Source organism: Allosphingosinicella sp., from assembly GCF_036387615.1.
Taxonomy (GTDB): Bacteria; Pseudomonadota; Alphaproteobacteria; order Sphingomonadales; family Sphingomonadaceae; genus Allosphingosinicella.
Window position 1 is genome coordinate 1 of record NZ_DASVTH010000053.1, and the last position, 15,348, is coordinate 15,348.

The window sequence follows — 15,348 nt, forward strand, 5'->3', positions numbered from 1 at the left end:
CCCATGCCATAATCGGCCGATCCGACGGCGGTGAACCAGCTGAGCTCGATCGGCGACGAGTCCTCACTTTTGGGGCGGCCGCCGTTGTCGCTGGCGCGCTTCAACAGGCCGGAACACACGCGCCAGTATTCCTGCTCGGCACACTGACCTCACATGAGCAGGCCGGCTATTTCGCGGTTATCTCCCGACTGACTACCCTGATCACGGTTGTGACGGCGGGACTGGCGACTTTCGTGTGTCCCGCCATCGTGATTGCCTGGCGCGACCAGGACTGGTCGGGATTGCTTTCCTTGGTCCGAGCCAGCGCATGGCTTTCGCTGGGCAGCGCCAGCATTGGCGCGCTAGCGCTTATACTCGCGGGCGACTGGGTCTTGATTATCTTCGGGCCGGAGTTTCGTGCTGCCTATCCGGGCCTGGTTGTGCTTTCGGTGTGCGTCGCGCTATCAATGGCGACCGGGGTGGCGGCCTCCCTGCTCGCGATGACAGACAACGAGCGGGAAGTTCCGATTGGAGTCGCGGTAGGGCTCGCAGTTCAGCTTCCGCTCGCATTTTGGCTGATTCCGCGATTGGGTCTGGTCGGCGCGGCGGCGGCAGCGGGCTTGGGCCTGGTCTCCTGTAATGCCTATTGGGCTTGGCAGGTCCGTCGAAAGCTTGGAATTGACTGCACAGTGGCGGCGATCCGGCATGATCTATCTGCAACGAAGGGCAGCCACCGGACTGGTTTCGGGGCGGCTCCGCTCAAAGATGAGAACCCAACTTACATCGAGGCCGAGGTCCGGCGCATCGGGGGGTCTGAATGAACGAGAATGCCGCTTTCCTGCCGAGCTTCCTTAGACCGATCAGCGTGCCGAAGCTTGTCAGATTGGGCCGAGCTCATGACGGCGGATACCTGGTGGATGCGAGAGACATCGAGCAGGCGGATGTGCTGATTGGCCTCGGCATCAACGAAGATTGGAGTTTTGAGGAGGATTTCACCTCCCGGAATGCAGTTCCGGTCTACGGATTTGATCCAACAATTGGCGGCACGATTTTTGCTAAAAAAGTGCTGAAGTCTCTTTTGAGGCCTCACCGGCCCGCACTTTTCACCCATTCGATGAAGATTTGGCTTGGATACAGGCGGTTCTTCAAAGACGCGAACGTCCACATCGATAAGTATGTCGGAATTCCGGGGTCCGGGAGTTCTATCTCCCTGCGCGAAATATTCGAATCGATCGTTCCACCGGGCCACGAACGTGCTTTCCTAAAGATTGACATCGAAGGAAGTGAATACAGGATACTGGAGGATATCCGCGACTTCTCGGACAAGATAGTAGGAATGGTCATCGAGTTTCACGATGTGGATTTCCATCTTCAAAGAATAGAAAGTTTTATCGAACGAATTCCCCTGCAGATCTGCCACGTTCATGCAAATAATTATGGTTCCAGGAACAAGGATGGTGTCCCGCTAGCGATCGAATGCACGTTCACCGCCAGCAAGTCTCTCGGGACACCGGCCGGCCCTCTTCCCCATGCTCTAGACATGCCGAACCACGCGCAAAGGGAGGATTACAGGATCACGTTCCGCTAAGTCCCTTACAGACCAACGGTGCTTGGATTACGAGCTACGAAAGTCCATCTGGGCCGGACGGAGACCGCGCCGTAAGCCGCAACTTTGGTAGCGACAGGCCATTCTCGTAACGGCCTATCCGTTGCGGAGAGCGCTAGTGAATGTGACGACGATTGCGTCGGCCAAGTCTATTGGATCAGGAGCGACAAATGTGTGGCATAGCGGGTTTGCTCTCTCCAGGGACGATCAGCGCTGAGGACCTTGCGCGTATGACCGACCCGATCGCGCACCGCGGGCCCGACGATCAAGGCGTCTGGATCGACGCGGAGGCTGGTGTCGGCCTCGGCCACCGGCGGCTGTCGATCGTCGATCTGTCGCCGCTGGGGCATCAGCCGATGCGCTCCAACGATGGGCGCTGGGTGCTGAGCTACAACGGCGAGATCTACAATCATCTCGATCTGCGGCGAGACCTGGACGCCGCGGGCGGCGGGCCTGCCGGCAATGGGCTCCCGTGGCGCGGGCACAGCGACACCGAGACGCTGATCGAGTGCATCGCCGCCTGGGGCCTGCGCGAGACGCTCGCCAGGAGCGTCGGCATGTTCGCGCTCGCCTTGTGGGACAAGAAAGAGCGCCGGCTCCATCTCGCCCGCGATCGATTCGGGGAAAAGCCGCTTTACTACGGCTGGACCGGCGGGGACTTCGTTTTTGGGTCCGAGCTCAAGGCGATCCGCAGCCATCCTCGGTTCGACAACGAGATCGATCGGCGGGCGGTGCGGCTGCTGGCCGCCCGCGCCTATATTCCGGCGCCGCTGTCCATCTACCAGCGCATTTACAAGCTTGAGCCGGGGTGCATCCTTGGCGTTGGGCCCGAGGTGGTGGCCAGCCCGCACGATGAGGCGCCGAGCCCTGACCGGCCGGCGGACGGCGTCGCCCTCGAGCGTTACTGGTCTTACCGTGAGGTGGTCCGGGCCGGGCTGAACGATCCGATCGCCGATGAGGAGGACGCGCTCGAGCGCCTCGAAGACGTGCTTGCGGCAGCGATCGAAGGCCAAGCAGTGGCCGACGTGCCGGTCGGCGCATTTCTCTCCGGCGGCATCGACAGCTCGACCGTGGTCGCCCTCTACCGCAAGCATACAAGCGGCACGGTCCGCACCTTCTCGATCGGCTTTGAGGAGGCGGCGTTCAACGAGGCGAATTGGGCCAAGGAGGTTGCTGCCCATCTCGGCACCGAGCATCATGAGCGTTACGTCACCGTCAAGGAGACGCGGGATGTGATTCCGCTTCTTCCTGGCATGTATGACGAGCCGTTCGCAGACAGCTCGCAAATTCCCACTCACCTGGTCAGCAAATTTGCGCGTGAGCAGGTGACGGTCGCCCTGTCCGGCGACGGCGGCGATGAGCTGTTCGGCGGCTATAACCGCCATTTCATGGCGCCCAAGCTGTGGGACCGGATGCAGCGAGTGCCGGGGCCTGTCCGTCAGCTGGTCGGGACGCCGCTCAGCCGGCTGCCGGCCGGCACCTGGAACGGCCTCGCCCGCTTCATTCCCGGGCTGGAGCGACGGCCGCACTTCGGCTCCAAGGTCCAGAAGGGCCTGCGCCTGATGGGCGGCGCGCGGCGCTTCGACGATATCTACAACAGCTTTCTCGATGAATGGAGCTTCGAGCCCTCGCCAGTCCCGACCGCCTCGATGGCGGCCAACGACCTCCTGTTCGATATGGACGTGGCGCCGGGCGCCCCGGACGCGGTGCGCATGATGTACTGCGACGCGGTGAGCTACCTGCCCGACGATATTCTTTGTAAGGTCGACCGGGCCGCGATGGCGGTCAGCTTGGAAACGCGGGTGCCGTTCCTCGACCACCGTGTCGCGGAACTGGCCGCGCACATTCCCGCCGCGATGAAGATTCACGGCGGGAAGGGGAAGCAGATCCTGCGCAAGCTGCTCTATCGCAACGCGCCGGAGAAGCTGTTCGACCGACCCAAGGCCGGGTTCGGAATACCTGTTGGCGAATGGATGCGCGGACCCTTGCGGCCCTGGGCGGAAGAACTTCTGGAGCCGACACGGCTGCGCGCCCAGGGCTTCTTCGACGCGGAGGCGGTCCGCAAGCGGTGGTCCCAGCACCTGCGCAAGGAGCGGGACGCGACACCTGCGCTCTGGGCGGTGCTGATGTTCCAGGCCTGGCTTGAGGCACAACCGGCTTAGTGGATCGGCGCCGGTCCTTTCACGCGGCGCCACAACCAGCTCGGCACCGCGATGACCGGATACAGAAAGGCCAGCGGACGCGGCAGGCGGATCCTGGCCTGATCCTCGTGGCTGCGCAATTTGCGGCCAAGCTCGGCCCCCTTGTAGCGCCAACCCTCGGCCAGCAGGAAGTGGGACAGGTGAATCGGAAGCGTGCCCAGGATTGTGTCGTCGAGCTCCGATCCGGAGCGTCGGCCCGCCATCACCCCAAGCGCGACCGAGACGAGCCGGCGATTCACCGGGTTCGAGCGCAGTTCGGCCAGCAAAAGCTCCGGCAGGGGGGTCGCGAATAGCTGGTGGCAGAGCAGGAGCGCCTGGGCGGCCGGGCGGCCGGCGTTCAAGGGCAGCGAAGCGCGATAAAGATGCTCGATTGCGTCCGGGGCGTGGCGGGAAAGCAGGGCGCCAAGGTCCGCGATCCATTTCAGGCGGGCCCAGGCGTGGGTGGCGCCATGGACGCAGAGATATGCAAACAGCTCCTCAGTCCGGAGCGTCGGCAGTGCCAGGCCCGGGGCGACCTCCACCTGCTGTCGCGGCGAATCAGCGTCGATGCCGGCGAGCAACTCGGGTGCGTCGACGAGGCCGGTATGGATTTCCACGATTATGCCGCTTTGCCGGTGCAGCCAGCTCGTTTCCTTGCACAATGCGACCCAACGCTCGAAGCGATCGGAACCGATTTCCGGGCCAGGGACAACACGCTGGTAACCGGCGTCGAGGAGCAGTGTGCAGGCCGCCAGGAGCTGCTCGGGACGGATCAGAATATCGATGTCGCGAGCGCGCTTGTAGGCGATGCTGCCATAAGCGAGCATATCGAGAGTGGCGCCCTTGACGAACAGGGCGGCGATGCTGGCATTCTCGAAAATACGCAGCAAGCGCCCGGATTCGGCGACGAAGGTGAGGTTCGTGCGCGCGATCTCCGCGGCGGCCCGGCTGAGGTCCGCGGCGATCTCGTCCGGCGGGCTGACCGCGGCTTGGCGGAGGGCCAGGTTGACCAGACCTTCGACACGCTGGCGGCGGGCGACCGCGAGTAGCTTTGTCCAGTCCACGCCCGTCGCTGCGGCCTGCACGGCGCGGTTGCGCTCAGAACCCGGCGGCCAGCGGCAGCAGGCGGCGGCGAGCAGGAATTCCGGGCTTAGCTTCATCATCGGCCACTGTTGTCCTGACGCGACTATTTGGGCGAAATCAACCGCTGGCTGGCGCTCAGCGGCGGAAAAGGCGCGAAACGGCGTTGCCAACCGCGCCGGGCCCAACCTACAGACCTGAGCGGAGACGCAGGGCAGACACGCGTCCGCTATTCAGGGAGTGCATCATGCAAATGTTCAAGGTTCAGAAGATCATTCTTCCGGCGGCGGCGAGCCTGCTCGCGATCGCGGTCGCCAGCCCCGCGTCCGCGCAGTGCACCGCCGGCGCGGGCGCCAACAGCGTCGAATGCGACGCGCCGGCCGCCAACGCCACGGCCACGGGCGCGCGCTCGACGGCGGTTGGTGTCGATTCCAACGCGGGTGCCGGCAACGCCACGGCTGTCGGCGAAACCGCCACCGCGACGGGTCTCCGCTCGACTGCGGTCGGCGCAACCGCCGTTGCGCGCGGCACCCGGTCCACGGCGGTGGGCAACGTATCCAGCGCCCTTGGCGAATTGAGCAGCGCGTTCGGCAGCAACGCCAATGCCAACGTCGTTTCCGCCACCGCGATCGGGTCCAACTCGAACGCGAACGGCGCGCGCGCAACGGCTCTCGGTGCCGAGTCCCGGGCTAACGGCGAACGCGCCACGGCTCTTGGCGAGACGGCAACGGCGGACGGCCTTCGCTCGACTGCCGTGGGGGCCACCGCTGTTGCACGCGGCGCTCGGGCTACGGCGGTCGGCAACGTCGCCAGCGCGCTCGGCGATCTGGCAACTGCCACGGGCAGCAACGCGAACGCGAACGTAGCGGGCGCGACGGCATATGGCTCGAACTCGAACGCCAACGGCACCAACAGCGTCGCCGTGGGCATCGGCTCCGTTGCGAACGGCGACGCCTCCATCGCGATCGGCAACCAGGCCACCACGGCTCAGACCAACGCTATGTCGCTCGGAACGGCCGTCGCAATCGGCAGCCTTGCACGGGCGACCGATGAAGACGCAGTCGCGGTCGGCGAGTCCGCAGTCGCATCCGGCTTCCACTCGACCGCGATCGGTGGCCAAGCCGTTGCATCCGGCCGCGGCGCGCAGGCTTTCGGCTGGGATACACGCGCAACGGGCAATCTCTCGCTTGCGGTCGGCCACGTCGCGCAGGCCACCGGGACCCAGGCGACGGCCATCGGGCGGAACGCCCGGGCGACGGGAGCCAACTCGACGGCGATCGGCGTCGACGCCGTTGCTGCCGCCGACAACCAGGTCGTCTTGGGCGGTGCCGGCAGTTCGGTACGGATTGGCGATATTGCTGCCAGCACCGCCCTGCAGCAGGCAAGCTCGGCAAACCTTGCCACCGTCGATGCGAACGGCGTTCTTGGCCGTAGCACCATCGCGCCTGCAGCCATCACGACGCTGCAGACGACCGTCGCCGCGCAGGGCACGTCGATCACCGCGCTGCAAGCCACCCAGACTACGCAGGGTGCGTCGATCACGGCGCTGCAGGGCCAGACCGCGACCCTGTTCGACCTGTCCGACATCAATCGTCGCGGCATTCGCAAGGCGAACGAAGGTGTTGCGATGGCGCTGGCGATGGAGACGCCGGGCATCCCGACCGGAGCGAACTACGCCATCTCGGGCGGCATCGGTTATTATGAGAACCGCGCCGCGGCGACGGCGGCCTTCTCGGCCCGGGTCGGTGAGATGTCGTCCGTCTCGGCCGGCGTCGGCGTCGGCTTCGACAGCGGCGAGATCGGCGCGCGCGCCGGCTTCCAGGTCGCGTGGTAAGCAGCACGATTGGCAACAAAGGCGGGTCGGGGCTTCATGCCCCGGCCCGTTCTATTGTGGTGTTCCTGCTGGCCGGAGTGGTCGCGGCGGCTCCGGCCTATGGGCAAGCCAGACCTCAGCCCCGCCCTCAGGTGACGGCTCCGGCGGCTCAGGGACCGGTTCCCGACGCCCTCACAGTGGCTAAATTGGTCTGGTCAACCATCGCGGCCGTGGACCATGCGAATGCGACGGGCAATTATTCCGTCCTTCGCGACCTTGGCGCGCCGGGCTTCCAGTCTGCCAACAATGCAGCCACTCTCGGCGCTGTATTCCAGAACATTCGCGAGCAAAGGCTCGATCTATCCAATGCGCTGCTGGTCACGCCCACCTACGACCTTGGCCCGCTGATCGAGGGCGGGATGTTGCGGGTGCGAGGACTGTTCCCGCTGCGACCCACCGGCATCGCGTTCGACCTCTTGTTCCAGCCCGTCGGAGGACGGTGGGCGCTGTTCGGAATCGCGCTCCGCCCGGTCCCGAATGTTGCAGCCGCGACACCATCCCGGTGATAATTGGGAAGCGGAGCAGCCGAATCCCGCTAGGGCATTGACCCTTCATTCTCAAACATTAAGGCTCGGTCAGCGTCAAAGGGAGATCAAGTTGTGAGTGACGGTCAGAACGTGCGTCCGGTCGATATCAAGAAGGATTGGGTTCGCCCCGAACTTCAGCGGATCGAAGCGGGCTCTGCTGAGAGTGCTGAGGGTGGCCGCCCGGACATCAGCGATCCGCAAAGGTCGTAACCAATCTAAAATTGTAGCAATTGCCTCCGCCCCTCCCGGGGGCGGAGGTTCTCTTTATGTCCGCCATCGCTGGTGTTCTTGGTTGGCCAGCTGCCAACGATCCGGAGATGTGTTGTCGACGGATGCTGGCGGCGCAGCAGGCCTTCGGGCCTGACAGCACGGGAGCATGGTCGGGCGAAAGCATCGCGCTTGGCTCGGCGCTGTATTGCGGGCTCAGCGAGCGTCAGGCGGATTCCCAGCCACTGATCGGCGGGGGTGGCCGATACGTCATCCTTGCCGACTTGCGCCTGGACAACCGTGAAGAGTTGCTGAGCCGGTTGGGCCAAAGCGGCCCGGAGTTCGATCGATCGGCGGATGCCGACATTCTTCTTGCAGCTTGGGAGCGGTGGGGAGAAGAGACGCTCGATCTGCTGAATGGCGATTATGCCATAGCAGTTTGGGACGAGATCGAGCGCAAGTTGACGCTCGCGCGCGACCCTTTTGGGCAGCGGCCTCTCTTCTATCATCGACAGCAGCGCTTCTTCGCCTTTTCCTCGATGCCCAAGGGCATCCACGCCCTTGCCGAAGTGGCGCGAGCGCCGGATGAACAGGCAATCGGGCTTTATCTGGCGCTGGTTCCGGAGATGAGCCGGACAAGCTACTACAGGGGCATCGATCAGCTCCCTCCAGGGCATGTCCTGTCGATCAAGAATGGCGACCTTCGGCTCCGCCGCTTCTGGAATGTCGAGCCCCGCGAACTCAAATTGCGGTCCTTCGACGAATATGTGGAGGCCTTCAGAGAAAATCTGGATCGTGCCGTTCGGGTCCGGCTCCGCGGCGCGGGAGACACCGTCGCCGCACATCTCAGCTGTGGATGGGATAGCAGCGCAGTGGTTGCGACCGCGGCTCGACAGTCGGGTTCGTCCCGCGACATCCACGCATTCACCTCCGTGCCGGCAAGGACATCGCCGCTCTGCGCTCCGGCCTTTTCTATCCCGGACGAAGGCCCGATCGCAGCCGAAACCGCTGCCATCTACCCATCCGTGCGGCACCATCAGGTTGGAACCACAACCAAGTCCCCGATCGAAGACCTCGATCTTTATGTCGGGCTGTACGATCGGCCAGTCTACAATTTGTGCAACTTCGCTTGGATCGCCGAGATCAACCGGCAAGCCTCGGCGACGGGCGCCGCAGTGCTTCTGAATGGCAGACTTGGCAATTTCACGATCAGCGCCGGACCATACTCCATCCTCGCAGAATATATTCGCCGGGGGCGTTGGCGCGAGTGGATGATCGAGGCGGGCGCGTTGGCTCGGAACAAAGGCATGCGGCGCCGCGGCATCCTCGCCAGCTCGTTCAAGCCGTGGATTCGTGCCGATCTGTGGGCCCGCTTGCAGCGCTTTTCGTCGGCGCCGGATCTTCCCGCCTCAGCCTTGCATCCCTCTCTCCAGCGCGCCGTTCAGGAAATTCGTAGAGAGCGGATCGTCCCGCCGAACGGTCGAACAAGGACCTACGTGGAACAGACCCTGTGGGCCATGGATCATTACGATGTGGGCAATTACCGGAAGGGGAGTCTGGCAGGGTGGGGGCTCGATGAACGGGACCCGACCGCCGACCGGCAGCTCGTGGAATTCTGCCTTTCCCTGCCGATCGACATGCTGCTGAAGAATGGCCAACGACGGCCGCTAGCCCATGCCGCGCTCTCAGACCGGCTGCCACCTGCCGTGTTGAATGAGCGCAGGAAGGGCATCCAGGCCGCCGACTGGTACATCAGTCTGGGCGCCCATCTGCCGTCGATCCAAAACCTGCTCGAGGAGATCGCGGCCAATCCGCTTGCCGCATCCGTCATTAACATCGAACAGGTTCGCAGCTGGTTGCGAGAGTGGCCAACAGGAGATTGGGCAAACCCGGCGATCCTGGCCCGATATCGCGGCGCGCTTCCGAACGCGCTCACGGCGGGTCACTTCATCCTCCATGCTTCGCGCTGATTTGGCCCGTGGGCTCGAGCGGATTAAAGAGACGCAAGTGACGACCCGCCTCTCCTCCCCACGCCGCCTCGCTCGGCTCAGCCGGGAAAACCGACGCGTGCTCGGCGAAGCTTTGCTAACCCTCGCCGCTGCCTCGCTCGCGATCCGGTTGCTCCCGTTCAAGCGAACAGTGGAGATGATGCAAGGCAGCGGCGGGCATCCGCAGCCTGACCGCGCGACGGCCGAACGGCTCATCAATCAGTGCCGCTGGGCGGTGACTAGCTGGGCGGATCGAGTGCCGTGGCGCGCCGTTTGCTTCCAACGCGGCCTCGCGCTGCACCTGATGCTGCGTAGGCGCGGGATTCCCTCCACGCTTCATTATGGCGTCGCGCAGGACGGGCCCAAGGGGCTTCGCGCCCATGTCTGGATCAGCTCGGAAGGCCGGCCGGTGCTTGGCGTTCACGAAGCGGCGGGTTTCGCCTGCCTCGCTACCTTCCCGCCCGCAGCCGCCCGTTGAGCTTGGCCATGGTCGCGCATCAGCCAATCCCAGCTCCCGAGCCGACGCGCGCCACCACCCTGCGCGACTTCGCAAGCGATTTCCTTCGCTTCATCGGTCCGCGCCGCTGGAAAGTCGCGATCCTGCTCGCGCTGGGCGCGCTGGTGGAAGGGCTCGGCGTGCTGCTGCTGCTGCCGATCCTGTCCGTCCTGCTGGGTACCGGGGCCGGCAACCAGTGGATCGATGAGTTCACGCGCAAGCTGTTGAACCTCGTCCCCGGCGCAACCCCGACCGGGCAATTGCTGGTCCTGCTCGCCTTGTTCGCGGCTCTGCTCGCGTTCCGCGCGGCGGTCATCCTTCGCCGCGATGTCCTTCTGGCGCGCATACAGATCGGGTTCGTCGACGACCATCGGCTCCGGATCATCCGTGCGGTCGCGAACACGCGCTGGGATGTGATCGCCCGGCTTCACCACGCCCGGATCACCCATGTGCTGGGCAGCGACGTCCAGGCCTGCGGGGATGCCGCTCATTTCGGCCTGCAGAGCTGCGTCGCGCTCGCTCTCATTGCCGGACAGGCGGTGCTGGTCGCGCTGCTCTCTCCGCTGCTGGCGCTGATCGTGCTGGGGCTGCTCGTGGCGGGCACGTTGGCGCTTCGACCGGTGCTCGGCCGTTCGCGCCAGCTCGGCGAGGAGCTCACCGAATCGCACCTGGCCCTGGTCACCAGCACGACGCAATTTCTTGGCGGCTTGAAGCTCGCCTTCAGCCAGAACCTCCAGCGCGGTTTCGTCGCGGAATTCGAGGAGGTGATCGGGCAGGCCGGCGGACGTCGCCTGGCCTTCACGCGCCAGCGCACGGCCGCTCAGCTTATGCTGACCGGGGTTGCGGCTTTTGTAGCCGGGCTCGCCATGCTGATCGGGATTGGCCTGCTGGAGGTCGCACCGGCTGCTTTGATCGCATTCCTGTTCGTGCTGGCGCGGATGAACGGGCCGGTGTCGCAGGTCCAGACGGCAGCTCAGCAGATTTTTCACAGCCTCCCTGCCTACCGGAAGCTGAAGGAGCTCGAGTCGGAACTTAGTCGCTATCAGCGCGATGGCGCTGAGGTCGGCAGCACCCCGGCGCTCAAGCTGGAAGGCCGGGTTGAATTTCGAGGGGTCACTTTCCTCCACCGGGACGAGCAAGGCGGGGCGGGCGGACTGCGCGACCTGGACCTCACGATCGAGCCGGGCAGCTTTGTCGGGATCATGGGCGCGTCGGGCGCGGGCAAGACCACCTTCGCGGACCTGCTCGTCGGGCTCTATCCGCCCCAGGCCGGGGCGGTCCTGGTCGACGGCGACCCGCTGGCCGAAGAGCGGCTGCGGGCTTGGCGGGACTCGGTCAGCTATGTCAGCCAGGATCCGTTCCTCTTTCACGACACGATCCGCCGAAACCTGCTTTGGGCGAAGCCCGAGGCCGGCGAGGAGGAGCTTTGGGACGTGCTCGAGCGCGCCGGCGCCGACAACCTGGTCCGGCGCATGCCCGAAGGGCTGGAGGCGGTCGTCGGCGAGCGCGGCAGCCTTGTCTCGGGCGGCGAGCGGCAGCGGCTTGCGCTGGCCCGCGCACTCCTGCGCCGCCCGCGATTGCTGCTGCTGGACGAGGCCACCAACGCGGTCGACGTGGAGGGCGAGCGCGCGGTGCTCAGCCGATTGCACGCGGCGCCGGACCGGCCGACCATCCTGATGATCGCGCACCGGGACACCAGCCTCCATCTGTGCGAACGGATCATCGAGTTGCGCGAAGGGCGCCTCGTCCGGGACGAAGCGCGATGAGCGGCGACAAATATGCGGTGTTCGGGCTGGTGATCGAGTCCGAGATCGCGCTTCCTGAACTGCTGCCGGCTCCCGATGGAGCGACTCCCGACGTGGCGATCCGTGTCGGAAACGCGGGGGAGGAGCCCCTCATTTCGGCCGAAGAGGTGAACCTGGTGGTTCCCAAGGTCGCCTCATACCGGATTCGGGGCGGGCGCGAGATCGTCTTCGCACCCCGCGAGGGCGCGTCCGAACGCAACATCCGACTGTTCCTCCTCGGCTCAGCTTTCGGCGCGATCATTCACCAGCGCGGCCTGCTTCCGCTTCATGCAAACGCGATCGACATAAGCGGGCGGGCGGTCGCCTTCATGGGACATAGCGGGGCGGGCAAATCGACCATGGCCGCGTGGTTCCTGGATCGTGGCCATCGTATTCTTGCGGACGATGTCTGCGTGGTGGTGCCGGATGCAGCGGGTGTGCCGCTCGCCTATCCCGGTATCCCGCGGCTGCGACTTTGGCGGGAGGCTCTGGAGCGCAGCGGTCGCAATGCGGACGAGCTCGAGCTTGCGTTCGACGACATGGACAAATTCAACCTGCCGACGCCAAGGCCAAGCCAGAGCGGCCCGATCCCGCTCAGCCATGTTTACCTGCTCGAAAAGGCCGAAGATCAGGCTTCCCAAATCCAGCCTCTGTCCGGAGTGGCGGCCGTGGACGCGCTGGTCGCGAACACTTACCGCGGTGGCTACCTGGCGCGGATGGGCGGCACCAAGCGGCACCTCCTTGCGTGCCTGCATTTGGTGAAGCGCGTGCCGGTCTTCCGTGCCAGCCGTCTGTGGGGCTTCGACGGCTATGACGAAGAAGCGGAGCGGCTGGAGCAGCACGCCCGATCGCTGGTAGGCCGGGAGGCCCCGATCAAGCAGCCGGCTTGATCAGCCCTTCGGACTCAAAATCTGCGAGCAGGGCGGCGACATCCGTCTGGCAGGTTTCTGCGTCGACATCGAACTCGCTCGAGAGCTGGGCGCAGATCTGTTCCGGCGAGGTCGGCTCGGCAAGTAGCGCCCATACGCGCGAGGCGACGGCGTTCATGCCGTAGCATTGGCCTTTTTCGACATGCAGCGCGACAATCTCGCCGTTCACGTCGGCTTCCAACAGATCGTCGCAGCGGATGATGCGGGCGCGGTCCTGGTCGGTCATGGTCTCTCCTGATTCCCCTAACGCGCGCCGAAGCCGCTCAGGATCGTCCGAATCGTGCGGGCGACGATGAGCAGGTCCAGCCAGAAGGAGAAGTTCTTGATATAATAGAAGTCGTAGTGAAGTTTCCAGAGCACTTCATCGACGTCCGCGACATGGCCCTGCTTGACCTGGGCCCAGCCGGTGATGCCCGGCCGGACGATGTGGCGGTAGCGATAGAATGGAAGCTCGGATTCGTACCAGAGCGACAGCGGCACGGCCTCCGGACGCGGCCCGATCCAGCTCATCTCGCCCCGGATGATGTTGAACACCTGCGGCAGCTCGTCGATTCGGTAATGGCGAAGCACCCGGCCGAGCTTGGTGATCCGGTCATCCTCGCTGCGGGTCATCGCCGCGGCCCGAGCATCTTCCACCTCGGCCGGTGCGTGCCGCATCGTGCGGAACTTATACATCGTGAAGGGCTGGCCGCGATATCCCATGCGCCGTTGACGGAAGAGGACAGGGCCGGGCGAGTCGATCCGGATCAGCAGCGCAACCGCCGCCAGGAACGGCACCATCAGGGGGAAAGCGATCAGGGCCGTCAGAAGATCGCCCGCTCGCTTGAACTTGGCGAACACGATGCCCGGGATCAACGAACCCAAGGTGTTTTCGGAAAGATGCTCGATCGCGACCCGGCCAGTCAGCGATTCCTCCATCTGCTTCACATGCATGACGAGCGTGCCGTTCAGCGCCCGATCGGCAAGGAAACGCTCCCATTCGTCGGGGATGTCCGAACGTAAGTCCGCCACGATCACGTGATAGCGGTCCGGCTCCGGATCATCCCGCCTCAGTTGCACCCACTCCACATCGGAGATTCCGAGCAGGCTGCGAATGCCGCCAAACGGCACCACGCCTATGATGAGCCGCTGCTGCCGCTGCAGCTTGAAATAAACGAAGTAGTACCAGACAATCGCCAGCCCGAAGCTCGCCATGAACTGGACGCGGCTATACGGCAGGCGGGTGAAGAAGAAGAAGGTGAGCGCTATTCCGAACGAAGCCGCAAACGACGGCAGAACATGATAGGAGGAGCGTACGCCGGGATATCGAGACAGTCGGCGGAAACTGTAGAATCCGGCCACAACCGCAATCAATGTGCCCGCCAACGAGTTCTGCAGGGCGCTCCAGTCTAGCTCGTTGCGCTCAAGCCAGGCGCGAACCGCCCACGGGGCCAGCACCGCAAGAAGCAGGCCAACGCCCAGCTGGACGCGTATGCGAGCCCATATGGTCGGTGCCGCGCCCGCGATTTTTCCCGCTGCGATGTTCACGAAAAGCGGCCCGAAGGCTCCGAAAAATGGACAGGAAGCACAACCGATAGAGGCATAGCGGTCGGAAAGTCCACATTTTGCATGCCGGCCGGCTCCCGGAGCGCCGAGCGACGGCGTTGTTCGATCGGGCTTGCTCGTCTAAGCGCCTCCGAACCTTCTCGCGAGACCCTCATGACAACTCTGATCACCGGCGCGGCCGGCTTTATCGGCTTCCATGTCGCGCGTCGGCTGATGGCGCGCGGCGAGCGCGTGCTCGGCATCGACAATCTCAACGATTATTACAGCGTCCGGCTGAAGCGGGACAGGATCGCGAGCCAGCAGAAGGAGTTCGGCGAGCGGTTCCGCTTTGTAGAGGTCGACTTCGCCGATGCCGCCGCGCTTTCAGCGACACTGGCAAGCGAGGAATTCGACGGGATCGTCCATCTCGGCGCTCAGGCGGGGGTCCGCTACTCGATCGAAAATCCAGGCGCCTACGTCCAGTCCAACCTGGTCGGGCATCTCAACGTGATGGAGATCGCCCGCCATCGCGGCTCGCGGCACCTGGTCTATGCCTCATCCTCGTCGGTGTACGGTGGGAACGAGACGCTGCCGTTCCGCGTGGAGGACCGGGTCGATCACCCGCTGTCGCTCTACGCCGCGACCAAGAAGGCCGATGAATTGATGAGCGAAACCTACGCTCATCTGTACCGCCTGCCACAGACGGGACTGCGCTTTTTCACGGTGTACGGCCCATGGGGCCGCCCGGACATGGCCATGTGGCTGTTCACGAAGGCGATCTTCGCCGGCGAGCCGATCAAGGTCTTCGGTGAGGGAAATATGAGGCGGGATTTCACCTATGTCGATGACATCGTGACCGGCGTGGTCGCTTGCCTGGACAATCCGCCGCCGGACGATGGCGCGCCGAAGGCCGGCGGCAGCAAGGCGCCGCACCGCCTTTACAATATCGGCAACAACAATTCGGAAGAGCTCACCCGCATGATCGCGCTGATCGAGCAGGCCTGCGGCCGCGAGGCCGAGAAGGTGCTGATGCCGATGCAGGCCGGTGACGTGAGGGACACTTATGCCGACATCAGCGCCATCCAGCGTGACCTGGGCTTCCAGCCCACCACCAAGATCGACGTCGGGATTCCGCGGTTCGTGGAGTGGTATCGAGCCTATCACGGGCTTTGAGG

At 64.5% G+C, this 15,348-nt stretch carries 13 protein-coding genes; 10 read left to right on the plus strand and 3 right to left on the minus strand.

The genetic code is table 11. The features are described from left to right. From VF631_RS11070 to asnB, 3 genes are all read left to right on the plus strand, one after another. On the plus strand, positions 1–800 hold an 800-nt coding region (locus tag VF631_RS11070; protein WP_431850366.1), incomplete at its 5' end, for a lipopolysaccharide biosynthesis protein. Continuing rightward, a complete protein-coding gene (locus VF631_RS11075) occupies positions 797–1,567 on the plus strand; it encodes an FkbM family methyltransferase (protein ID WP_431850367.1) in 771 nt (256 codons plus the stop codon). The genes VF631_RS11070 and VF631_RS11075, both read left to right, overlap by 4 nt. A gap of 188 nt (positions 1,568–1,755) precedes the next feature. Further along, positions 1,756–3,747 carry an asparagine synthase (glutamine-hydrolyzing) gene (gene asnB, locus VF631_RS11080; protein ID WP_431850368.1) on the plus strand — a complete coding sequence of 664 codons (1,992 nt, stop codon included), beginning with the start codon at positions 1,756–1,758 and terminating at the stop codon, positions 3,745–3,747. Here the strand turns inward: asnB and VF631_RS11085 are convergent. Beyond that, complete coding sequence (locus VF631_RS11085; RefSeq protein WP_431850369.1) at positions 3,744–4,928, minus strand: nucleotidyltransferase domain-containing protein; 1,185 nt, start codon at positions 4,926–4,928, stop codon at positions 3,744–3,746. The two genes, asnB and VF631_RS11085, sit on opposite strands and share 4 nt — an antisense overlap. 164 nt (positions 4,929–5,092) lie before the next feature. Between VF631_RS11085 and VF631_RS11090 the strand changes: the two genes are divergently transcribed. The 6 genes from VF631_RS11090 to VF631_RS11115 all read left to right on the plus strand — a co-directional run bounded on the left by VF631_RS11090 (position 5,093) and on the right by VF631_RS11115 (position 12,610). Then, positions 5,093–6,679, plus strand: coding sequence for a YadA-like family protein (locus VF631_RS11090; RefSeq protein ID WP_431850370.1), 1,587 nt, complete (start codon positions 5,093–5,095; stop codon positions 6,677–6,679). A gap of 176 nt (positions 6,680–6,855) precedes the next feature. Then, positions 6,856–7,224 carry a hypothetical protein gene (locus VF631_RS11095; RefSeq protein ID WP_431850371.1) on the plus strand — a complete coding sequence of 123 codons (369 nt, stop codon included), beginning with the start codon at positions 6,856–6,858 and terminating at the stop codon, positions 7,222–7,224. Between the two features lie 287 nt (positions 7,225–7,511). Then, positions 7,512–9,422 carry an asparagine synthetase B family protein gene (locus VF631_RS11100; RefSeq protein ID WP_431850372.1) on the plus strand — a complete coding sequence of 637 codons (1,911 nt, stop codon included), beginning with the start codon at positions 7,512–7,514 and terminating at the stop codon, positions 9,420–9,422. Positions 9,423–9,459: 37 nt separating this feature from the next. Beyond that, on the plus strand, positions 9,460–9,918 hold the full coding sequence (locus tag VF631_RS11105; protein ID WP_431850373.1) for a lasso peptide biosynthesis B2 protein: 459 nt from the start codon (positions 9,460–9,462) through the stop codon (positions 9,916–9,918). An 8-nt stretch (positions 9,919–9,926) separates the two neighbouring features. Further along, complete coding sequence (locus VF631_RS11110; protein ID WP_431850374.1) at positions 9,927–11,702, plus strand: ATP-binding cassette domain-containing protein; 1,776 nt, start codon at positions 9,927–9,929, stop codon at positions 11,700–11,702. Next, positions 11,699–12,610, plus strand: coding sequence for a hypothetical protein (locus VF631_RS11115; protein WP_431850375.1), 912 nt, complete (start codon positions 11,699–11,701; stop codon positions 12,608–12,610). The genes VF631_RS11110 and VF631_RS11115 overlap by 4 nt, the downstream gene beginning before the upstream one ends. Here VF631_RS11115 and VF631_RS11120 read toward each other — a convergent pair. Then, positions 12,594–12,875: a PqqD family protein gene (locus tag VF631_RS11120; RefSeq protein WP_431850376.1), complete on the minus strand. Its 282-nt coding sequence runs from the start codon at positions 12,873–12,875 to the stop codon at positions 12,594–12,596. The genes VF631_RS11115 and VF631_RS11120 overlap by 17 nt on opposite strands. A gap of 17 nt (positions 12,876–12,892) precedes the next feature. Further along, positions 12,893–14,176: a sugar transferase gene (locus VF631_RS11125; RefSeq protein WP_431850377.1), complete on the minus strand. Its 1,284-nt coding sequence runs from the start codon at positions 14,174–14,176 to the stop codon at positions 12,893–12,895. Between the two features lie 171 nt (positions 14,177–14,347). Here VF631_RS11125 and VF631_RS11130 point away from each other — a divergent pair, with 171 nt between their 5' ends. Further along, positions 14,348–15,346: an SDR family NAD(P)-dependent oxidoreductase gene (locus tag VF631_RS11130; protein ID WP_431850378.1), complete on the plus strand. Its 999-nt coding sequence runs from the start codon at positions 14,348–14,350 to the stop codon at positions 15,344–15,346. Positions 15,347–15,348 lie beyond the last annotated feature (2 nt).